General features: G+C 59.3%; 22 protein-coding genes. 15 read left to right on the top strand and 7 right to left on the bottom strand.

What is annotated here, in order from left to right:
• Positions 1–17: 17 nt before the first annotated feature.
• Entirely contained in the window at positions 18–668 is a 651-nt protein-coding gene (locus BUB72_RS09170) for a GNAT family N-acetyltransferase (protein ID WP_083588622.1), read from the top strand.
• On the opposite strand, the gene BUB72_RS09165 is transcribed toward BUB72_RS09170, so the two are convergent.
• Complete coding sequence (locus BUB72_RS09165; RefSeq protein WP_175549143.1) at positions 669–1,703, bottom strand: glycosyltransferase family 2 protein; 1,035 nt, start codon at positions 1,701–1,703, stop codon at positions 669–671.
• Positions 1,704–1,928: 225 nt separating this feature from the next.
• Between BUB72_RS09165 and sucC the strand changes: the two genes are divergently transcribed.
• The 11 genes from sucC (at position 1,929) to lpdA (ending at position 12,742) form a co-directional block, all read left to right on the top strand.
• Entirely contained in the window at positions 1,929–3,122 is a 1,194-nt protein-coding gene (gene sucC / locus BUB72_RS09160; protein ID WP_073143098.1) for an ADP-forming succinate--CoA ligase subunit beta, read from the top strand.
• Positions 3,123–3,127: 5 nt separating this feature from the next.
• Positions 3,128–3,481: a hypothetical protein gene (locus BUB72_RS09155; RefSeq protein WP_073143096.1), complete on the top strand. Its 354-nt coding sequence runs from the start codon at positions 3,128–3,130 to the stop codon at positions 3,479–3,481.
• Positions 3,482–3,494: 13 nt separating this feature from the next.
• Positions 3,495–4,379 (top strand): succinate--CoA ligase subunit alpha, encoded by an 885-nt coding sequence (gene sucD, locus BUB72_RS09150; protein ID WP_073143094.1) that lies wholly within the window; start codon positions 3,495–3,497, stop codon positions 4,377–4,379.
• 144 nt (positions 4,380–4,523) lie between these two features.
• On the top strand, positions 4,524–5,045 hold the full coding sequence (locus BUB72_RS09145) for a DUF805 domain-containing protein (RefSeq protein WP_217653850.1): 522 nt from the start codon (positions 4,524–4,526) through the stop codon (positions 5,043–5,045).
• Positions 5,042–5,653 (top strand): hypothetical protein, encoded by a 612-nt coding sequence (locus tag BUB72_RS09140; RefSeq protein ID WP_073143089.1) that lies wholly within the window; start codon positions 5,042–5,044, stop codon positions 5,651–5,653. Before BUB72_RS09145 ends, BUB72_RS09140 begins: the two co-directional genes overlap by 4 nt.
• A gap of 6 nt (positions 5,654–5,659) precedes the next feature.
• Positions 5,660–8,617, top strand: coding sequence for a 2-oxoglutarate dehydrogenase E1 component (locus BUB72_RS09135; RefSeq protein WP_073143087.1), 2,958 nt, complete (start codon positions 5,660–5,662; stop codon positions 8,615–8,617).
• The gene (odhB, locus tag BUB72_RS09130) at positions 8,614–10,143 is read left to right on the top strand and encodes a 2-oxoglutarate dehydrogenase complex dihydrolipoyllysine-residue succinyltransferase (protein WP_073143084.1); all 1,530 of its coding nucleotides are present in this window, start codon (positions 8,614–8,616) and stop codon (positions 10,141–10,143) included. The genes BUB72_RS09135 and odhB overlap by 4 nt, the downstream gene beginning before the upstream one ends.
• A 9-nt stretch (positions 10,144–10,152) precedes the next feature.
• Entirely contained in the window at positions 10,153–10,608 is a 456-nt protein-coding gene (locus BUB72_RS09125) for a hypothetical protein (RefSeq protein WP_073143082.1), read from the top strand.
• Positions 10,609–10,641: 33 nt separating this feature from the next.
• The gene (locus tag BUB72_RS09120; RefSeq protein WP_073143080.1) at positions 10,642–10,884 is read left to right on the top strand and encodes a hypothetical protein; all 243 of its coding nucleotides are present in this window, start codon (positions 10,642–10,644) and stop codon (positions 10,882–10,884) included.
• Complete coding sequence (locus BUB72_RS09115; protein WP_073143078.1) at positions 10,881–11,270, top strand: MAPEG family protein; 390 nt, start codon at positions 10,881–10,883, stop codon at positions 11,268–11,270. The genes BUB72_RS09120 and BUB72_RS09115 overlap by 4 nt, the downstream gene beginning before the upstream one ends.
• Before the next feature lie 83 nt (positions 11,271–11,353).
• A complete protein-coding gene (gene lpdA / locus BUB72_RS09110; RefSeq protein WP_073143076.1) occupies positions 11,354–12,742 on the top strand; it encodes a dihydrolipoyl dehydrogenase in 1,389 nt (462 codons plus the stop codon).
• An 84-nt stretch (positions 12,743–12,826) separates the two neighbouring features.
• Here the strand turns inward: lpdA and BUB72_RS09105 are convergent, their stop codons facing one another.
• From BUB72_RS09105 to BUB72_RS09080, 6 genes are read right to left on the bottom strand one after another with little or no spacing between them, the layout of a single operon-like run.
• The gene (locus tag BUB72_RS09105; protein WP_073143073.1) at positions 12,827–13,492 is read right to left on the bottom strand and encodes a GntR family transcriptional regulator; all 666 of its coding nucleotides are present in this window, start codon (positions 13,490–13,492) and stop codon (positions 12,827–12,829) included.
• 39 nt (positions 13,493–13,531) lie between these two features.
• Complete coding sequence (locus tag BUB72_RS09100; RefSeq protein ID WP_073143071.1) at positions 13,532–13,831, bottom strand: DUF4387 family protein; 300 nt, start codon at positions 13,829–13,831, stop codon at positions 13,532–13,534.
• The gene (locus BUB72_RS09095) at positions 13,828–15,177 is read right to left on the bottom strand and encodes an acyclic terpene utilization AtuA family protein (protein WP_073143069.1); all 1,350 of its coding nucleotides are present in this window, start codon (positions 15,175–15,177) and stop codon (positions 13,828–13,830) included. Before BUB72_RS09095 ends, BUB72_RS09100 begins: the two co-directional genes overlap by 4 nt.
• On the bottom strand, positions 15,177–16,682 hold the full coding sequence (locus BUB72_RS09090) for a tripartite tricarboxylate transporter permease (protein ID WP_073143067.1): 1,506 nt from the start codon (positions 16,680–16,682) through the stop codon (positions 15,177–15,179). The genes BUB72_RS09095 and BUB72_RS09090 overlap by 1 nt, the downstream gene beginning before the upstream one ends.
• 1 nt (position 16,683) lies before the next feature.
• Complete coding sequence (locus tag BUB72_RS09085; protein ID WP_073143064.1) at positions 16,684–17,172, bottom strand: tripartite tricarboxylate transporter TctB family protein; 489 nt, start codon at positions 17,170–17,172, stop codon at positions 16,684–16,686.
• Complete coding sequence (locus tag BUB72_RS09080; RefSeq protein ID WP_073143062.1) at positions 17,172–18,140, bottom strand: Bug family tripartite tricarboxylate transporter substrate binding protein; 969 nt, start codon at positions 18,138–18,140, stop codon at positions 17,172–17,174. Before BUB72_RS09080 ends, BUB72_RS09085 begins: the two co-directional genes overlap by 1 nt.
• Before the next feature lie 102 nt (positions 18,141–18,242).
• Between BUB72_RS09080 and BUB72_RS09075 the strand changes: the two genes are divergently transcribed.
• The 3 genes from BUB72_RS09075 to BUB72_RS09065 are packed head-to-tail and all read left to right on the top strand — an operon-like array spanning position 18,243 to position 21,294.
• Positions 18,243–18,908: a response regulator transcription factor gene (locus BUB72_RS09075; protein WP_073143729.1), complete on the top strand. Its 666-nt coding sequence runs from the start codon at positions 18,243–18,245 to the stop codon at positions 18,906–18,908.
• Entirely contained in the window at positions 18,905–20,278 is a 1,374-nt protein-coding gene (locus tag BUB72_RS09070) for a sensor histidine kinase (RefSeq protein WP_073143060.1), read from the top strand. Before BUB72_RS09075 ends, BUB72_RS09070 begins: the two co-directional genes overlap by 4 nt.
• Entirely contained in the window at positions 20,248–21,294 is a 1,047-nt protein-coding gene (locus tag BUB72_RS09065) for an ABC transporter substrate-binding protein (protein ID WP_073143058.1), read from the top strand. The genes BUB72_RS09070 and BUB72_RS09065 overlap by 31 nt, the downstream gene beginning before the upstream one ends.
• Positions 21,295–21,345 lie beyond the last annotated feature (51 nt).

The following is a 21,345-nucleotide window of genomic DNA, read 5'->3' as shown; positions in this document are numbered from 1 at the left end:
CAGCAGCAACTTCTGTGATGAAGCTGGAAATTGCTGCGCTGCAGCGTTATATTAGTCGCAGGGAGGACAACGTAGTCAGTAGCAGCGGATTATCGAGCATGTCCCACCCCCAGTCCAAACCCCAACACGCCCCGCCCGAGATCAGGCGATTATGGAAATCCGACCGGCAGTTGTTGATAGGTCACTTCCTCGGGCTCGACCCGGCCACTCGTCGTCTCAGGTTTGGCGGCTTGGCTAGTGACGAATTCGTTATAAAATATGCCGAAAACGCGCTTTCAATTGGCTCTGTTATCTTCGGTGCCTTCATTGACGACGATCTACACGGCGTTGCCGAGTTGCGCGGCCTTTTGAAAACATGGCCATGGAGCGCTGAGGTCGCCTTGTCCGTCGAGCCGTCATGGCAACACGAAGGCGTCGGCGATGCCCTGCTGAACCGCCTCATCTCGGCCGCGCAAAATCGCGGCGTCAAAAAGCTCCACATGCAGTGTCTTCGCGAAAACCGGCGCATGCAAAACCTTGCCAAAAAGCACGACGCCGTTTTGCATTTTGACACTGGTGATGTCGATGCGACGCTGGCCACCCCGTGGCCCACGCCGATGTCCGTATATGCAGAGCTTTTCGGCAATACGCGCCGCTATCTGAATACCGCTTCTCACATGACCGACTAGTCAGGCCTTCGGGCCGGCATCGTCCACCCCCTCGAAAAACTCAGACTTTTCCGCCCGCAGCCACGCATCGAACCCCGCCGCTGACAAATCCAGCGTCTCATGCGGCAGCAGCGCCTCCAGCCCGCGGGTCACGTCGAACGGTACCTCCAGCAGCAGATCCTCTGCCCGCAAAGCATCGGCCATAACCCCCAGCACCTTGATCCGGTCATGCAAAGCATTCGCCGCAGCCATATCACCACCGCCCGCCGCGATCGCATCAATCTGCGCCTGCATCTGCTCCGTAATCGGCTGACCCACCTGAATGTTGCGAAACAGCGCCTTGCGCAGGCGCTTGTAAACCCAGTGCAGCCGCGTCATCCCGTCGAAATGCAGGATCACCGATGACCGTGATCGCTTCACCCCCGGGAAGGTCCAGGGCCGATCCGTGTCGTGGTGGGGGCGGTGAATGCCCAGCACGTAGTCGTATCCGGTGGGCGAGCACGCCTTGCCCTCGCTATGCCCTGTTAAGCCGAAGCGCGTCAGCCCCTCGCCGTCCAGCACCAGCCGCGAGAAATCCCCTTCCAACCGCTTGGTCGACGCGCGGAAATTCCCGCTGAACATGGCATCTTGCGGCTCCCCCTCTAGCCAGACCCGTTCCAGATTGGGGATGTTCAAGTAGTCGCCGGGCCGCATCCGTTGCAGCCGCGCCAGCTCTTTCTCCAAGGGCTCGACCTGATGGATGAACTCGTCCGCGTCCAGATGCACCAGATAGTCCACATCCGTGGACCGATAGGCCATGGTCGCATTCAGCGTCTGCCGCCGCTGGTGGGTTTTCGGAACCTTGATGTCCAGCTCCGACCGCCAGTAGCCCTCGTCCGCAACCGTCACATGCACGGCCTTTAACGGTGCCAAAAGCGCTCGTGTGCGCGGGTTGTCGCGATCCAGATAGATATGCACCGCCGACGCGCCCGCCCACAAGTGATGCGCCGCGTAGGCCGCCACAAGCTCCGGCGGTTCGTCCATCGTGCCGACGACACCCCATTTAGGCGCAGGCATCAGGGCGCCCTTCATCTGTTCTAAATTTCATGTTTTATAAGTCCCAGCGCGCGCCTGTGCCGTCAATACCTATCGCGATTCGTCACAGCTTGCCGTTTTGTGATCACAGCCTTAAATCGTGTGATCACAAATGTCGCTTTTATGGCCTTAACGCCAAATTCAACGTTTGCGCGGCTGTTTTCCCATGTATCAAAGTCAAGAACCCCCTGACTCAAGGAGAGAGTTTTGAACATCCATGAATACCAAGCGAAGGCGCTCCTTCGCTCCTACGGTGCCCCCGTCTCGGACGGTCGCGTCGTCCTCGCCGCCGAAAACGCAAAATCCGCAGCCGGTGAATTGGACGGCCCGCTCTGGGTTGTCAAAGCTCAAATCCACGCTGGTGGCCGCGGCAAAGGTTCCTTCAAGGAAGCCGATGCGGGCGAAGCTGGCGGTGTGCGTCTGTGCAAATCTGTCGAAGAAGCCGCCAACGAGGCCAAGAAGATGCTGGGCCGCACATTGGTCACGCATCAGTCCGGCCCTGAGGGCAAGCAGGTCAACCGCATCTATATCGAAGACGGTTCCGGCATCGAGACGGAACTCTATCTGGCTTTGCTGGTAGATCGTCAAACCTCCCGCGTCAGCTTCGTCTGCTCGACCGAGGGCGGCATGGACATCGAAGAGGTCGCAGCGTCGACCCCTGAGAAAATCCTTAGCTTCTCCGTCGATCCGGCCACCGGCTACCAAGCTTTCCACGGCCGCCGCATCGCCTTCTCGCTAGGCCTCAAGGGCGGGCAGATCAAGCAATGCGTCCAGCTGATGGGCATCCTCTACAAACTGTTCACCGAAAAAGACATGGAGATGCTGGAAATCAACCCGCTGATCGTGTCCGACAAGGGTGACCTGAAATGCCTCGACGCCAAAATGGGCTTCGACGGCAACGCCATCTACCGCCACCCCGACATCGCGGAATTGCGCGACACCACCGAAGAAGACCCCAAAGAGCTGGCAGCGTCGAAATATGACCTGAACTACATCGCTCTGGACGGTGAAATCGGCTGCATGGTGAACGGCGCGGGCCTTGCCATGGCGACCATGGACATCATCAAGCTTTACGGGGCCGAGCCTGCCAACTTCCTCGACGTAGGCGGCGGTGCCACCAAAGAGAAGGTGACCGAAGCGTTCAAGATCATCACCTCCGACGACAACGTCAAAGGCATCCTGGTCAACATCTTCGGTGGCATCATGCGCTGCGACGTCATCGCCGAGGGCGTCGTCGCCGCCGTGAAAGAAGTCGGCCTTCAAGTGCCGCTGGTCGTCCGCCTCGAAGGGACCAATGTTGAAGAGGGCAAAGCCATCATCAACGGCTCCGACGTAGACATCATCGCCGCCGACGACCTGAAAGACGGTGCCGAGAAGATCGTGAAGGCGGTTAAGGGGTAACTCTAATGGGACTCCCCACCAAAGTATCGTTAATCGCTTGTGCGCTTGGTACCCCAGCGTTTGCGCTGGACGCTTCGGACGGTCCTCTACGCGACGACTTCAGAGCTTGTATCGCCGCAGAAGTTCGAGTGGTTGAGGAAATCGTTCCTAGCGCAATTGAGGCTGCGGAAATACTCCTTGAGTACCAATGCATCCGCGAAGCGACGCTTTGGGCGACTGAAAAGGTTAAAGCGTTTGGCGAACACTCTTCGGGTAGCCCAGCGTTTTTCGACCAAATTGAACAACAAACTCAATTCCTTATGCGCGACGCGGTCTATTACGTCCTGACTGCTCGAAAACTACGCATAGGAAAAATTTAGGAAAGCCTCAAAAATGGCCATTCTCATCGACGAAAACACCAAGGTAATCTGCCAGGGCTTCACCGGCTCGCAAGGCACCTTCCACTCCGAACAAGCCATCGCTTACGGCACCAAAATGGTCGGCGGCGTAACGCCCGGCAAAGGCGGCATGACCCATCTGGACCTGCCTGTCTTCGACAGCTGCCACGAGGCGGTCGAGCGCACCGGCGCGGATGCCACCGTGATCTACGTCCCGCCGCCCTTCGCGGCTGACAGTATCCTAGAGGCCATCGACGCCGAAATCCCGTTCATCTGCTGCATCACCGAAGGCATCCCGGTCCTCGACATGATGAAGGTCAAGCGCGCGCTGGAAGGCTCCAAGTCCCGCCTGATCGGCCCCAACTGCCCCGGCGTGATCACGCCGGATGCGTGCAAGATCGGCATCATGCCCGGCCACATCCACAAGCGCGGCTCCGTCGGTGTGGTCTCCCGCTCCGGCACGCTGACCTATGAGGCGGTGAAGCAGACCACCGATAGCGGCCTCGGCCAGTCCACCGCCGTCGGCATCGGCGGCGACCCGATCAAAGGGACCGAGCATATCGACGTGCTGGAAATGTTCCTCGCCGACCCCGAGACCCAGTCGATCATCATGATCGGCGAGATCGGTGGCTCCGCCGAGGAAGAAGCCGCACAGTTCTTGGCTGACGAGAAGAAGGCCGGTCGCTGGAAACCAACAGCAGGCTTCATCGCTGGTCGCACCGCCCCTCCCGGCCGCCGCATGGGCCACGCGGGCGCAATCGTCGCCGGTGGTAAAGGCGACGCGGAAAGCAAGATCGAAGCGATGAAAGCCGCAGGAATCGTGGTGGCTGAGTCCCCCGCAGGTCTGGGCGAAGCCGTTCTGGCAGCGATCGCAAAATGATCAAAGCGGTCGCCATAGCAGCGTGCGCAAGCACCGCTTTGGCGGCCACTTCACTTATGGCCGGCACACCCTCTTGGGACGAAAAGTCCGGCGCGATCAGTCGCTCCCTCCGGATTGGAGGCCACTGAAATGATTTGGCGCGGAATGAAGGAGGGGTTCAAGAACTATGGTGTAGTGCAGGGGCGAAGTTCTCGCAGCCAGTTCTTGCGCGTGATGGTTGCTTTCTCGCTTCTTTTCGCAGTCGCTTTTTCTCCAGCGCTCTGGCTGTTGTTTTCGGAGCAAGATTCTCCCGGCAGCGTTCCGGCGCTAATTGGGGTAGGCATAATGGTCTTGCAAATTTCAGCGATGTTCGTTCTGTTGCCACCTCCTTGGTGCATTGCGCTCCAAAGAATGAACGATACGCCTCTTAGTTTTCCCGATACATTCGCATTGGACCTGCCATTTTTCAAACGGTTGATCCGATTTGGTATATCGTATTGGGCAGGGCTGGTCGTACCTATTGTGTCAGCCGCTTTCGTCGCACAGTTGGCCGTCGATCAGCAAATCTCGATTGAGAACCCGATCGCGTTTGCCTTATTTTTTGTTCCAACAGCCCTGCTCTTGTTCCTTCCCTCCGAGAAAGGCTCCAACACTTACGGCTCCAACCCAATGGGGGCCGTGACATGATGCGCGTGCTAACACTTTCCTTTCTGGCGGCGTTGCCCGCCAGCGCTCTGACGCTGACCGAGATGTCCGCCTCCATCGAGGCGTGCCACCTGCCCCACTCCAATATCGACGACACCATCGGCGCACTGGCGCATCAAGGCTGGATACAAGCCCCCGAGGGCGATCTTACCCCTGAAATTATCGAGATGTTGATCTGGCCCCAAGTCGCCTTCTACGCGACCGGCGACACGGGCGGCGAGCAGACCCGCGCCATCGTCGACTTGCAGCGCAAAACTGTTGCGGGCTTCGCGAAGAAGAAAGACATCCCCCAAAGCAAAACCCGCATCCTGACCCGCCAAATAGGCGCGGATACCGAGGCCGCTTTGGTGTTCTGGCTACAGCCGGACCCCACACAGACCAACATCATATGCCGCTTCGCGCTGTCGCCCCATTCGCTCATCGGTCACACCGCCAGCGACTTCGCCGCCCCGCAGGTGGTCGAGACCTCACCCACCCAACGCTTCGCCATCACGCCCATGAACGCCGCGAGTCTTTCGGCCAAAATCGGCGCCCCCGTCACAGTCTCCGGCACGCTAGAGACGCAAACCAGTTTCCCGTCTCAGGAGTAGCCCCCAATGACTGAACACTCCCCCAACGACCAGTTCCACGCCTCCAGCTTCATGCAAGGCCACAATGCCGAGTATCTGGAGCAGCTTTATGCGCGTTACGCCAAAGACCCCAACGCGGTCGATCAAGGCTGGCAGGACTTCTTTAAAGCCCTGGGCGACGCCGACACCGATGTGACCGCCGAGGCCGCTGGCCCAAGCTGGGCGCGCACCGACTGGCCGCCGCAGCCCAACGACGACCTGACCCAAGCGCTGGACGGCCAATGGGCGGAGCCGGAAAAAGCCGCCGACAAGATCAAGGCGAAGGCCGCCGAAAAGGGCGTGCCGGTTTCCGATGACCAGATCAAGCAAGCCGTGCTGGATTCCATCCGCGCCATCATGATCATTCGCGCCTACCGCATCCGTGGCCACCTTGCCGCCGATCTGGACCCGCTGGGCATGCGCGAGATCACAGAGCACCCCGAGCTGGACCCGAAGAACTACGGCTTCTCCGAGGCCGACCTTGACCGCCCGATCTTCATCGACAACGTGCTGGGGCTGGAAACCGCCTCCATGCGCGACATCGTGGCTATCCTGAAGCGCACTTATTGCGGCACGTTTGCGCTGCAATACATGCACATTTCCAACCCCGAAGAGGCAGGCTGGTTGAAAGAGCGTATCGAAGGCTGGGGCAAGGAAATCACTTTCAGCCAAGAAGGTCGCAAGGCAATCCTGAACAAGCTGGTCGAGGCCGAAGGCTTCGAAAAGTTCCTGCACGTCAAATACATGGGCACCAAGCGCTTCGGTCTTGATGGCGGCGAAAGCCTCGTGCCTGCGATGGAGCAGATCATCAAACGCGGTGGTAGCCTTGGTGTGAAAGACATCGTCATCGGCATGCCCCACCGTGGCCGCCTGTCGGTCCTCGCCAATGTGATGAGCAAACCCTACAAGGCGATCTTCAACGAATTTCAGGGCGGCAGTTTCAAACCCGAAGATGTCGACGGCTCCGGTGACGTGAAATACCACCTCGGCGCATCGTCAGACCGCGAATTTGACGGCAACACCGTCCACCTGTCGCTGACCGCCAACCCGTCCCACCTTGAGGCGGTGAACCCCGTCGTCTTGGGCAAGGCCCGTGCCAAGCAAGACCAGAACAACGACAAAGACCGGACAAGCTGCATGCCGATCCTGCTGCATGGCGATGCGGCCTTCGCGGGTCAGGGCGTCGTGGCCGAAGGCTTCGGGCTGTCCGGCCTCAAGGGTCACAAGACCGGTGGCACCATGCACATCGTGGTGAACAACCAGATCGGCTTCACCACTGCGCCGCATTTCTCGCGCTCCTCGCCCTACCCGACCGATATCGCTTTGATGGTCGAGGCGCCCATCTTCCACGTGAACGGTGACGATCCGGAAGCTGTGGTCCACGCCGCAAAGGTCGCGACGGAGTTCCGCCAGAAGTTCCACAAGGACGTGGTGATCGACATCATCTGCTACCGCCGGTTTGGCCATAACGAGGGCGACGAGCCCATGTTCACCAACCCGTTGATGTACAAGCAGATCAAGAAGCAAAAGACTACGCTGACCCTCTACACCGAACGCCTTGTGCGTGACGGGCTGATCCCCGAGGGCGAGATCGACGACATGAAGGAAACCTTCCAGAACTACCTTAGCGAGGAGTTCGAGGCGGGCAAGGACTACAAACCCAACAAAGCCGACTGGCTGGACGGCAAGTGGTCCCATCTGGATCGCCGCGACGAGGAAGACTACCAGCGTGGCCAAACCTCTATCTCGAAAGAGACCTTCGACGAGGTGGGTCGTGCATTGGTCAAAGCCCCTGACGGCTTCCCGCTGCACAAAACTGTGGGCCGCCTGCTGGAAACCAAGGCTGAGATGTTCAATTCCGGCGAGGGCTTCGACTGGGCAACGGGCGAGGCGCTGGCCTTTGGCTCGCTGCTCACCGAAGGCTTCCCCGTGCGCCTGTCCGGTCAGGATTGCACACGCGGCACATTCAGCCACCGCCATTCCGGCCTGATCAATCAGGACACCGAGGAGCGGTACTACCCGCTCAACAACATCCGCGACGGCCAGTCCCAGTACGAGGTTATCGACAGCATGTTGTCGGAATACGCGGTGCTGGGTTTCGAATACGGCTACAGTCTCGCCGAACCCAACGCGCTGACCCTGTGGGAAGCCCAGTTCGGCGATTTCGCCAACGGCGCGCAGATCATGTTCGACCAGTTCATCAGCTCTGGTGAATCGAAATGGCTCCGCATGTCCGGCCTCGTCTGCCTGCTGCCTCACGGCTACGAAGGCCAAGGGCCGGAGCACTCCTCCGCGCGCCTTGAACGCTTCCTGACCATGTGCGGCGGTGACAACTGGATCGTGGCAAACTGCACGACGCCCGCCAACTACTTCCACATCCTGCGCCGCCAGATCCACCGGGACTTCCGCAAGCCGTTGATCCTGATGACGCCGAAATCCTTGCTGCGCCACAAAATGGCGGTGTCCAAGGCGGAAGAATTCCAGGACGGCTCCAGCTTCCACCGCGTGTTGTGGGACGACGCCCAGCACGGCAACTCCGACACCAAGCTGGTCGCCGACGATAAGATCAAGCGCGTGGTCATGTGCTCCGGCAAGGTCTATTTCGACCTGCTGGAGGAACGCGACGCCCGTGGCATCGACGACGTCTACCTGATGCGGTTCGAGCAGTTCTACCCCTTCCCCGCCATCTCCGCGGTGGGCGAGCTGGAGCGCTTCAAGAACGCCGAAATGGTTTGGTGTCAGGAAGAGCCGAAGAACCAAGGCGCGTGGTCCTTTATGGAGCCCAACATCGAATGGGTCCTGACCCGCATCAAAGCCAAACATTCGCGTCCGGTCTATGCTGGTCGCGCCGCCGCTGCCTCCCCCGCTACGGGTCTGGCCAGCCAGCACAAAGCACAACAAGCAGCACTCGTAGACGATGCGCTCACAGTTAAAGGAACGAAATAATGTCTGAGATCCGCGTCCCAACCCTTGGCGAAAGCGTCACCGAGGCCACCGTGGCTACATGGTTCAAAAAGCCCGGCGATACCGTTGCCGTCGATGAAATGCTGTGCGAGCTGGAAACCGACAAGGTCACCGTCGAGGTCCCGTCCCCCGTCGCAGGCACCCTGTCCGAGATCGTTGCCCAAGAAGGCGAAACCGTCGGCGTCGACGCCCTGCTGGCGCAGGTCAGCGAAGGTGAGGCAGAAAGGCCGAAGCAGGACGATCCGACCGCCGAGCCGGACAAGGCCATCAATGCAGGCCCGACAGACGTGAAACCCCGCAAAGACGGTGGCGAAGAAGGCGGTGACAGCATCGACGTCATGGTCCCCACCTTGGGCGAGTCGGTCAGCGAAGCGACCGTCTCTACATGGTTCAAAAAGGTCGGTGACACCGTCGCGCAGGACGAAATGCTCTGCGAGCTGGAGACCGACAAGGTCTCCGTCGAGGTCCCGTCGCCCGCCGCCGGCACGATCACCGAAATTCTGGCCGAAGAAGGCACCACCGTCGACGCTTCCGCCAAACTGGCCGTCCTGTCCTCTAGTGGTGGTGCGGCTGCGGCCGCCGCGCCTTCGGCGTCAAAGGACAGCGCCCCTGCGCCCGCATCCAGCGGCGGCAAAGACGTCGAGAACGCCCCCTCCGCCAACAAAATCATGGCCGAGAAAGGCATCGACCCTGCCACCGTCACAGGCTCCGGTCGCGACGGGCGCATCATGAAGGAAGACGTGCAAAACGCCACGGCCTCCGCCCCCGCCGCTCAGGCCCCCCGCGCGCCGGTCTCTGCCGATGACGACAGCCGCGAGGAACGGGTCAAGATGACCCGCCTGCGCCAAACCATCGCGCGCCGCCTGAAGGAAAGCCAGAACACCGCCGCCATGCTGACCACCTATAACGAGGTCGACATGGGCGCGGTCATGGACTTGCGCAACGAATACAAGGACCTGTTCCTGAAGAAGCACGGTGTGAAGCTCGGCTTCATGTCCTTCTTCACCAAGGCCTGCGTCCACGCGCTCAAAGAAGTCCCCGAGGTCAACGCCGAGATCGACGGCACCGATGTGGTCTACAAAAACTACGTCCACATGGGCATCGCCGCGGGCACGCCCACCGGCCTCGTCGTCCCCGTGATCCGCGACGCGGATTCCATGAGCTTTGCCGAGATCGAGAAAGCCATCGCTGAAAAAGGCGCCAAGGCCCGCGACGGCAAGCTGTCCATGGCGGAAATGCAGGGCGGCTCGTTCACCATCTCCAACGGCGGCGTCTACGGCTCGCTCATGTCCTCGCCGATCCTGAACCCGCCGCAATCCGGCATCCTCGGCATGCACAAAATCCAGGACCGCCCCATGGCCATCAACGGAGAGGTCGTCATCCGCCCAATGATGTATCTAGCGCTGAGCTACGACCACCGCATCGTCGACGGCAAAGGCGCCGTGACGTTCTTGGTGCGCGTGAAAGAAGCGCTGGAAGATCCACGCCGCTTGCTGATGGATCTGTAGGTCAAGTGGATGGAGTTCAGAGCCGATAGTGCTGATACGGAGACCCCAGCGGCACGCGATCCGTTCACCAAGAGCGAACGGGTCGCGCGCTGGAGCCTCGGTCTTGCCCTGACCCCCATCGGCTTCGGTGCGTTGATCCTCATGCACGGTATCAACGACCATCTGTTGATTGGGCTCGCGGTTACGTCGGCACCTGTGGCATTGATTTTTCTGGGTTCAAAAATGTTGGAGAAGTCTGACGAAGTGGCCCGTACCATAATCCGCTACGGCTCGATCCTTGCGCTAATAATTCAGATCGCTCTGCTACTTCTCGGGTTTGTTGTTCTTGTCACTCTCCCGACCAGCCTGATCGGATTGGCTTGCTGCATTGGCATATTCCGTGAGCTCAATTCAAAGAACCGTAAAGCCCGTAAGATGGTTAATTCTTCGCTAAACGCGAACGGTTCACCCACGACAAACCCGTAGGCGGGGTTCACACCGCCATCCCAGAAAGACTAAATGGCCTACCTAGACCCCAAAACCCTCACCTGCCCCGAATGCGATTTCACCGATGAAATCCGCATCGTGGTCGGTGTCGGTCCAAGCTCCGAGCCGGGGGATACGCCCTACCGCCGCTTCCAAAGCTCGGGCGGGTTTGTCAAAGGCACCAACGAGGACGGCTCACGCGACGGCACACTCCGCTGCCCCAATGACGGCACCATCGTCTGGACCAACCAAGCCGGAAAGAAAGCCAATACATGACCACCGAACTCACCATCCTCACCCTCGCGGCCCTGCTGCAAGTTGTGCAATTCCTGCTCTACTCGGTCACCGCCCAAATGCAGGTCGGCTCCAAAGCCGCCGCCTCCCCGCGCGACAAGAAGATCGAGCTGACCGGCACCGCTGGCCGCCTGCAACGCGCGATGAACAACCATTTCGAGGGTCTCATCCTGTTCACCATCGCCGCCGTCGTCATCTCGGTCAGCGGCCAGTCCACCCCCGTCACTGCAACCTGCGCCTGGCTCTATCTGGGCGCGCGGGTTCTCTACATTCCCGCCTACGCTTTCGGGTTGACCCCTTGGCGGTCGGTCATATGGGCCGTAGGGTTCTTCGCAACAGTCACCATGCTTGTCGCAGCGGTGCTCTGACACCGTGCCCGACAGAAGTCCGACGCTTTGCCGACGGACTGCAGACACAGAAAAACGCCTATTTAAGGTAAGGAGATACCTCAATGTCCAGCTACGACGTCATCATCATCGGTTCCGGCCCCGGCGGCTACGTTTGCGCCATCCGCTGCGCACAACTCGGGCTGAAAACAGCCATCGTCGAGGGCCGCGAGACGCTTGGCGGCACCTGTCTGAACGTCGGCTGCATCCCGTCCAAAGCAATGCTTCACGCGTCGCACATGCTGCACGAGGCAGAGCACAACTTTGCCAAGATGGGCCTAAAGGGCAAAGCGCCGTCGGTGGATTGGAAACAGATGCTGGCCTATAAGGACGACGTCGTCGCCACCAACACCAAGGGCGTCGAATTCTTGATGAAAAAGAACAAGATAGACTGGATTAAAGGCTGGGCCTCCATCCCCGAAGCAGGCAAGGTCAAAGTCGGTGACGAGGTGCATGAGGCGAAGAATATCGTCATCGCTTCCGGCTCCGAAGTGTCCACTTTGCCAGGCGTGGAGATCGACGAAAAGACCATCGTCTCCTCCACCGGCGCACTGGAATTGTCCAAGGTTCCGAACAAGCTCGTCGTCATCGGCGCAGGCGTGATCGGACTGGAGCTCGGCTCGGTCTACAAGCGTTTGGGTGCAGAGGTGAAGGTGATCGAGTTCCTCGACGCCATCACCCCCGGAATGGACGCGGAAGTGGCCAAAACCTTCCAGAGAACACTTAAAAAACAAGGGCTTGAGTTCCAACTGGGTGCCGCCGTTCAAGGCGTCGAGGTCAAGAACAACAAGGCCAAAGTCACCTATAAGCTACGCAAGGACGACAGCGAACACACCGAAGACGCCGACGTGGTATTGGTTGCCACGGGTCGCAAACCGTTCACCGACGGCCTCGGCCTTGAAGCCCTTGGCGTCGCAATGGAAAAGCGTGGCCAGATCAAGACCGACGCCCATTGGGCCACCTCGGTGAAAGGCATTTACGCCATCGGCGACGCGATCACCGGCCCGATGCTGGCTCACAAAGCCGAGGACGAAGGCATGGGCGTGGCAGAGGTTCTTGCGGGCCAAAAAGGCCATGTAAATTATGACGTTATCCCCGGCGTAATCTACACCCACCCCGAAGTTGCCAGCGTCGGCGCGACCGAGGAACAGCTGAAAGAAGCAGGCCGCAACTACAAGGTTGGCAAGTTTTCCTTCATGGGCAATGGTCGCGCCAAGGCCAATTTCGCGGGCGACGGTTTCGTCAAAATTCTGGCCGACAAAGACACAGACCGCATCCTTGGCGCACATATCATCGGCCCCATGGCAGGCGATCTGATCCACGAAATCTGCGTCGCCATGGAATTCGGTGCCGCCGCCGAAGACCTTGCCCGCACCTGCCACGCGCACCCGACCTATTCAGAGGCCGTGCGCGAGGCCGCTCTGGCTTGTGGCGACGGCCCAATCCACAGCTAACCGCCTATCATTGCTTCATAAATACCTCGGGGTGTGGGGCAGCGCCCCACGAATATCGGGGGTCCGAAAGGACCTCCGAAACTCCTATTGCGCCAGCATCCGGAGCCCTTGGGTCACGTCTGCCCGCACAGCCAGCCGCAGCCCCGGCTCATCCCCTGCCTTGAGTGCCGCGACAATCAGCCGATGGTGTTGCGGCAGCTCCGAACGCCTTAGCTTCTCGTACAAGCTGCGCATTGTCGGTCCCATTTGCAGCCAGACGGTTTCCGCCATGGCCAGCATCGCCGGGGCTTGCGCACGCAGGTAAAGCGTCCGGTGGAACTCCAGATTTGTGCGTATATAGCCCACCGCATCTTGACGTGCGATGGCTTGTCCGATGGTGCCATTGATGGTTTGCAACCGATCAATCAGCGCGAAATGCGCACGCGGCAGCGCACGGGCCGCCAGTTCCGGCTCCAGCAGCGCACGCAGGGCCGCCAGCTCTTCAATGCGGTCGTTTGATAGCTCCGGTGTTGAAATGCGTCCCGACGACGACAATGAAAACGCCCCTTCCGCCACCAACCGCCGCATGGCTTCGCGTGCGGGTGTCATCGATACACCGAATTCCTTGCCAATTCCCCGAAGGGTCTTGGCAGAGCCGGGCAATATCTCCCCGTGCATGATCTGGGACCGAAGGCGTCGGTACACCATGTCATTGGCCGCACCTGTCGCAGCGGTGCCTGTAGGTTCGGGTTTGGGGGCATTCAGCAGCATGGGAAGACTGTGATCACAAACCCCCGCACGGTCAAGGCGTCAGACCTCAAGCTCCGCCACCAGCGCTGCGAAGGACGCACCATGCATGTCACGATCCTGACGCGTTCCTTGCACCGCAGGGCGTGGCAAACTGAATTTCAGCACGTTCAATGAGTCCATCTCATAGCGATTTACAACAGCGATTTCGGCCCCAAATACGCCAGCGATCCGAGCTGACGTGATCGAGGTACGGACCTGCGCGAATACACTTTGTGAGCCACAGAAAATGTCGACGGTTAACCAGAACGGTCCCGCGTTTTTGGACCGCACCTTGACCGCAATATCCCCGAGCCTGCTCATTGGCCCAACTCCTCAAAGGTCAATGTGAAAGCCTCCATCGGATCTTCAAGCTCCAACACATGGTTCAAGCAGAACTCGTAGACCGCGCCCCTTGACACTTCCGGTGGCGAAAACGGGAATGCAAAGGTGGGCATTTCCTCTTCTTCGGTCAAAGGGTGGTGCAAAAGATACGGGTTCAAAACCTTGGCCACCTCGCGTGACAAGCTTTCGGTTGGGGCCGTAACCAGACCCAACACTCCAATTTCGGTTCCTGCTTTGGCCTCTGTGTCCAGCACACCCAAAGTCGCATCCAAACCAATCAGGCGGAGTTCAATCTCGAACCCTTCCCCGACACGCGCACGCGCTTTTTCCGTCGCCTTGATCATGATGTCATCGCACCATGCCCGGATATTGGCGACGTATCGGGGGTCGCGCACAGTGACCAGCGACACCGTCTGAAACCCTGCCAAACGAGCACCTTCCAACTTTACCGTATAGCGGTCAGAGACAACCCACTCGCTTCCGGAGACACGCACCCGCCTGTCGTCAACTGCCTCATATTTTGCAGCTCTTACGTCCAAATGGCCGCCGGGCTCATAAAGGATATCAGGGTTGGAGTTCTCATAAAGCATATGAGCCGAAACGGTGTGTGGCGTCGCGCGGGCATCCGCGCCCATCGGGGAGATCGTGAACCCTTCCGCGTCAAACTCGATCAGGATGGTGCCAGAATTCGGTGCAGTCGTCGCCAGCGCGCCGCACTCCCCGATCTTGGCCCCGTGCCACACCCCGCCAGCGTGGCACCCACGCGACAAGGGCAAAGCTGAAATAATTGCCGTGTCAGTCGTTCGCCCTGCAATCACAATATCCGCACCGGTCTCAAGTGCCGCTTGTATTTGCTCGGCTCCGGCCAACGCCACGATGTTGGAGCAGGATGCTATGACGTCCTCGGACAGCTCCGGTGCCGGCTCAAGGGGCGTGATTTTTCCCTGACCGAATGCATCAATCAAAGCATCCTGCCGCTGCCCGCTTTTGAGAACGGCGAGCTTCACTTTCATCCCGGTTTCGGCAACGATCTCTCGCGTGATGTCCACCAGCCAATCCACGGCACTATCCGCGCCGCAGGTGCCAGCGGTTCCGATGATCAGTGGCACACCCGCCTCGGCGCGGGCCTCCATGAGCTCTCGCCACTCCGCCTTGGTGGAGCCGCGCGCATATTTGGAGGAGCCGGTCCCAAGATAATGAGGCCCACTATCCGTGGACCCGCCGTCAATCGCAATGATGTCTGGCTTCTCGGCTATACCTCGCGCCAAGGCCTTGCGATCATACCCGAGCCCCAAAGCCCCAGATGGAATAAGAACCTTGACCATCAGTCTGTGATCGCTTGTGGCTTTTTCAGAATGTTACGCAAGAACATCGGCGCAACGAACCCTGCTATGGCGGCGACCCATAGCCCGATCGCAATCGGGCTGGAGAACAGGTAAGTTACATCGCCATCCGACAGCGTCATGGCGCGGCGCAGTGCGTCCTCCATGTTCCCACCTAGCAGGATGCCAAGGATCACCGGCACCGTCGGAATGTCGAGCTTGCGCAGGATATATCCGAGTGCACCGAAACCGACCATCATCAACAGATCGAAATAGCTGCCTGACAACGAGTATATGCCAACAAACGAGATCATCGTTACGCCCGGCAGTAATATCCACGCAGGCACCATCAGGATTTTGACGAAGATTTTCACCATCGGCACGTTCATCAGGAGCAGCACAATGTTCGCGATAAGCAGCGAAGCGATCAGACCCCAAACCACTTCGGGCCGGTCGGTGAACAGCGTCGGGCCAGGTGTGATGTTAAGTGTCATCAGAAGCGCCAGCAAAACCGCGGTCGTGCCAGACCCTGGCACGCCCAGTGTCAACATTGGCACAAGCGCACCACCTGCTGCGGCGTTGTTGCCCGCTTCCGGAGCGGCGACGCCTTTCGGGACGCCAGTGCCAAATCCGCCTTTTTCACCGGCAATGGATTTCTCGGTCATATAGGCCATGAAAGACCCCAGCGACGCGCCTGCACCGGGCAAGATGCCCGCGATAAAGCCTACAGCAGAAGAGCGTAGCATCGTCCATTTGGTTTCCCAAATATCGGCCCAAGGAATGCGGACCTTGTCCAGCTTTACGCCAATGGACGACCCCTTGCCGTGGCTTTCGATAAAGAAGAACACCTCGGCGATGGCGAACAAGCCAACGATGGCCACAAGGAAATCAACACCGTCATACAGGTGCAGGTTGCCGCCCGTCAGACGCGGCAGGCCGGAGGACGAGTCCACACCGATCGTCGCGATGCCAAGACCGATACAAGCCGCCAATGCGGCTTTGGCTTGGTTGTTGGAGGCCATACCACCAAGGGTGCAGAACGCCAGCAGGTAGAGGGCAAAATACTCGGCGGGACCAAACAGAAACGCGACCCGCGCCAGCGACGGGGCCAGCAGCATCAGGCCGATTGTGGCCAGAAAAGCCCCCACGAAGGACGCCACGCCGGACAACACCAACGCGTCACCCGCGCGGCCTTGCTTGGCCATCGGGTAGCCGTCGAGGGTGGTCATCAGTGCGGGCTCGTCACCCGGGATGTTCAGCAGGATCGAGGATATCCGCCCGCCATACATCGCGCCGTAATAGACAGATGTCATCAGGACCAAGGCGCTGGTGGCATCAAGGCCAAGGGTGAAGGTGATCGGGATTAGGATCGCCACGCCGTTCGACGGGCCAAGCCCCGGCAGCGCGCCGATTATGGTTCCAAGAAAGCAGCCGCAAACGGCCAGAAACAGGGTGTAGGGTGAAAGGGCGACGCCGAAGCCCAGCGCGAGGTTGGATAGAATGTCCATGTCAGTGCCCCACGAATGGAATGAGAATTGAGATCGCGTCCCACAGTTTTGCAGGCGTCGGGATGCGGTAGGCCACGATGTTGCCCAAACCCAGCGCGAACTTGAACAGCACGAACAATCCCAGCGACAGGCCGATGCCAGCCAGCATCGCGGGCTTGGCGCGCGGGGAAATTTGGTAGCTCAGGATGCCTGCGGCGAAGATGGTCGGCAGGATGAATCCCAGCGGCTTCAGCAGCACGGCGTAGATTGCCAGTACGACGATAGCGACCCCCATGGCGATCCACGAGCCGGAGGCGGGCCAATCAGGCTCCGGGTCCGGTTTAAAAATCATGAACAGTGAACATAGTGCGGCCACTCCACCGATCAGCATCGGGAACAGCTTTGGCAGAAATTCGCCCGAGAAAAGGTTCGTCTGAATCTGAGTGGCGGCCGCGAGATACGCGACCGCCGTGATCAGAGTGACCAGACCAAATATCCGGTCAGAGGCCATTACTGGGTAACTCCCAGCTCTTTGGACATTGCGGCGATGTCCGAGACAAGACCATCGACATATGATTGGAAATCGCCACCAACTTTGGTGAACGGTGCCAAGCCGTTGTCTTTCATTGCCTGCGCCCACTCTGGGCTGTCAGCAACTTGCTGCAGCTTGCCGGCCCATTCGTCGAACTTCTCGTCAGAGATGCCCTTTGGCACGTAGAGACCACGCCAGTTCACCGCAACCACATCATAGCCCTGCTCTTTGGCAGTCGGGATATCGTCAAAGCCCGGCACGCGCTCGTCAGTGAGCACCGCGATGACGCGGATATCACCGTTGGACAAGAACGACACAACTTCGGACATGTCGCCAGTCATGGCTTGGGTGAAGCCACCCACGGTTTGCGTGATCGCATCCGCGCCACCGTCAACACCGATGTATTTAACTTTGGTGATGTCGGTGAAGCCTGCCTTCTGCAAAATCATCAGCGGCTTCATGTGGTCAAACCCACCCACGGCAGAGCCGCCAGCAAATGCAACAGAACCTGGCTCGGCCTTGATGGCATCAACCAGATCGCCCAATGATTTGAACGGGCTGTCAGCTGCCACAACGATAACACCCGGATCGGCACCAATCGCGCCTACAAAGCGCACTTGGTCAGCGGTCATACCAGCGTAGGCGTTTTGTGCCAGTCGCGTGGTGGTGGCGGAAGATGCGGCGACAATCAGGTCGCCATCATCTGCGCGCTCGGAAACCACGTGGTTATACGCAAGACCGCCACCGGCACCCGGCATGTTGGTCACCTGAACAGGTGTATCAACGGCTTTGATGTCATACATGATCTTGCCGATTTGGCGGCAAGTGAAGTCCCAGCCGCCGCCAGGGTTGGCAGGCGCGATACATTCAGCAGCGGAAATTGCGGTGGTGGCCCCAAGGCCCAAAACGGCACTCGTCATGAGCGCCTTAAAAAGACGGTTCGTCATAGATTCCTCCCATTTGACATGGCGGGATTCCCCGCACATGGTCCCAGACAAACGCTGAAACCTGACACGAACCTGTCACGCCGCCCAAAAGGCTTCAACCCCATGCGCTATCTGCTGATCGAGGATAACCAAAAGCTGGCAGGCGCGATTGTGGAGCGGCTACAGCTTGACGGACACGCGGTGGATCATGCTGACCGTCTTGACGCGGCAAGTGCCTGCATGGATGTCGCCAATTACGATTTGATTTTGCTTGATATTATGCTGCCCGATGGTGACGGGCGCGATTTTCTACAACGTCAAAGACGCGCCGAGAAACGCACACCGGTCATTGTTATCACCGCGCGTTCCGCCGTGTCTGATCGTATCTCTTTATTGGATTTGGGGGCGGATGATTATATTACCAAACCGTTCGACTTTGCCGAGCTGGAAGCCCGTTGCCGCGCTGTCCTGCGTCGCCAAGGGGGTGCCGCAGACAACCAGAAGACCTTTGAAGGGACCGTACTGAACCTGACAACCGGTGCATTGCAATTTGGCGACTCCTCGACAAACCTGCGCAATCGGGAGCTACGGCTTCTGGAGGTATTCTTCGCCGCGCCCGGACAGGTATTCTCCAAGTCGCACCTCATTGACCGGATGTTTTCATTCTCCGACGAGGCGTCGGAGAATGCCATCGAGGTCTATGTGGCCCGCCTTCGCAAACGGCTCGAAGGCTCCGGCGCGCGCATCGAAACCGTGCGTGGCCTCGGGTATCGCATGATCCCCGCATGAAGCAGCCAACCTCCATTCGCAAACGCCTGTTTTACCAGCTTGCCGCCGTGGCAGCGGTGTTGTCGCTGGCCTTCGTTTTGGTGGTGCGCGGTGTTGCATCGCAGGCAGCCGAGGGAACGCAGGATGACATCCTCGCGGCCTCAGCCACGGCTATTGCCGACAGTCTCACGTCGGAGGACGGCGAAGTCACTCTGGAGCTTCCCTATTCCGCGCTTTCCATGCTTGGCACGATCAACGAGGACCGCGTGTTCTACCGTGTCATGGTCCAAGGTGAAACGCTGACGGGCTACACAGACTTGCCCGTGACCCGTAGCCCCCGCCGTCTCGACACGCCCACATTTTCAACTGAGATGTACCGCGGCGACGAGGTGCGAGTGGCCTCCGTCCTGCGCCGCGTCGCCAATACTGCGACCGGTTCGGAAGTTGTGGTCAGCGTGGCGCAGACCAGATCCGGCCTTGCGGCAATTTCGCGAAGTATCACGATCACCGCCACGGGTGTGGGTCTGCTGTTCTTCTTGCTGGCCACAACGCTTTCCCTGCTCGCCGCAAACTCGGCGCTGCGCCCTTTGCGGCGAATGACGGGGGCTGTGACGCGGCGTGGCCCGTCCGATCTGCGCCCGGTGACCGCAGAAGCCCCCAAGGAGCTTGTGCCTCTGGTGGACGCCCTTAACTCCTTCATGGGGCGGCTGCGTGCATCCCTATCACGCACGGAAGACTTGATCTCCGAGGCCGCGCATCGCGTCCGCACGCCGCTTGCAACCGTGCGCACACAGGCAGAGGTGACCCACCGCAAGCTCAACAAACCCGAGCATAAGAAAGCTATCCGCGACATGATCCGTGCAATTGATGAAAGCTCTCGCTCTGCCGGTCAAATCCTCGATCACGCCATGGTCACTTTTCGCGCCGACAGTCTGGCGCTGGACCCGTTGGATTTGATCGCGCTGATCAACGAGACCTGTGATCGCCTCGCGCCTACGGCGGATTTGAAGGACATTGCATTGCTGCGCGAGTTGCCGGACAGTTCGGTTCCCTTCAACGGCGACGGCATCATGTTGCAAGCTGCGCTGCACAACATTCTGGACAACGCGATCAAGTATTCCCCCGAGGACAGCGACATTGCAGTTCGCATCGCAAGCGGCGCGGAGTTGCGCGTATCCATCGCAGATCAGGGCCGTGGCTTTGGCGGTATGGACCTCAAAGACCTCACCACGCGGTATTCTCGCGGGACAAATGTGGGGGACGTGGTGGGGTCCGGTCTGGGGTTAACCATCGCGGACGAAGTGGCCCGCGCTCATGGCGGGCGGCTGGAGCTATCCCAAAGCAAGGAAGGACAAGGCGCATGCGTGTCACTGATTTTGCCCTACGTCTGATCGCCGCCGTGACGCTGTGGAGCGGCGCGGGGCATGCCTTCGAGGTCGAAGACCGTCAGGTCTATTCCGCAATGGCTGAGACGTCCGTGCTTCGTGTCATTTCTACCGCTGACAAAGCCGTATTCGAGCCCATCATCACCGCGTTTCAGAAGGCAAACCCAGGCATCTCGATTGATTACACGATCACTGGCACCACAGACCTGATGCAAGCAATCTACGAAGAAGGGGCCGTGTTCGATCTGGCCATATCGTCGGCCATGGACCTGCAAACCAAACTGGCCAATGACGGGTTTGCACAAAGCTATTTGCCGACGAACGCCGCCAGCTTGCCAGATTGGGCCATTTGGCGTGATCAGCTATTTGCCTTCACTCAAGAACCCGCAGTGATGGTGGTATCCAACACCTTCTTTAAACAAGGCGAGGCCCCGCAGACCCGCGACGCGCTTATCGCTTTGCTTCGCGAGAACCCTGACAGGTTTCGCGGGCGTATCGGCACCTACGATGTGCGTCGGTCGGGATTCGGCTACCTCATGGCCACGCAGGACAGCCGCACGTCCGAGACATTCTGGCGATTGATGGAGGTCATGGGCCGCTTGGACGCGCAGCTCTATTGCTGCTCAGGTGACATGATTGCTGATGTGGCGTCAGGAAAGCTGGCCTTGGCGTATAATGTGCTGGGCAGTTACGCGGCCTCCGAGCAGGCTAAGACCGAGGGCTTTCATATCGTCGAGCTAACCGATTTCGTGAATGTCATGCTGCGCACCGTATTGATCCCCGCTAATGCTGAAAACGTCAAGGACGCGCGGGTGATGGTCGATTTCCTCACGGGCCTGCGCGCGCGACCGGACCTTGCCGACAAGACAGGCCTTCCGCCAGTGGATGCAGGTGCGTTGCAAAACAACCCCGCGCTTCGGCCAATCCGCTTCGGGCCGGGCTTGTTGGTGTTTCTTGACCAGTTGAAAGAGAGCAAGTTCCTACGCAGTTGGGAAAACTCCATCTTGCAGGAAACGCCATAGGCAAAGCGGATCGTCGCTTCCAAGTTCACAAATTTTAAAACGGAGGGTGTT

The organism is Litoreibacter ascidiaceicola, assembly GCF_900129235.1.
In the GTDB taxonomy this organism is placed as follows: domain Bacteria; phylum Pseudomonadota; class Alphaproteobacteria; order Rhodobacterales; family Rhodobacteraceae; genus Litoreibacter; species Litoreibacter ascidiaceicola.
The sequence above is the reverse complement of the archived record's forward strand: the minus strand, read 5'-3'. Positions and strand labels throughout refer to the sequence as shown.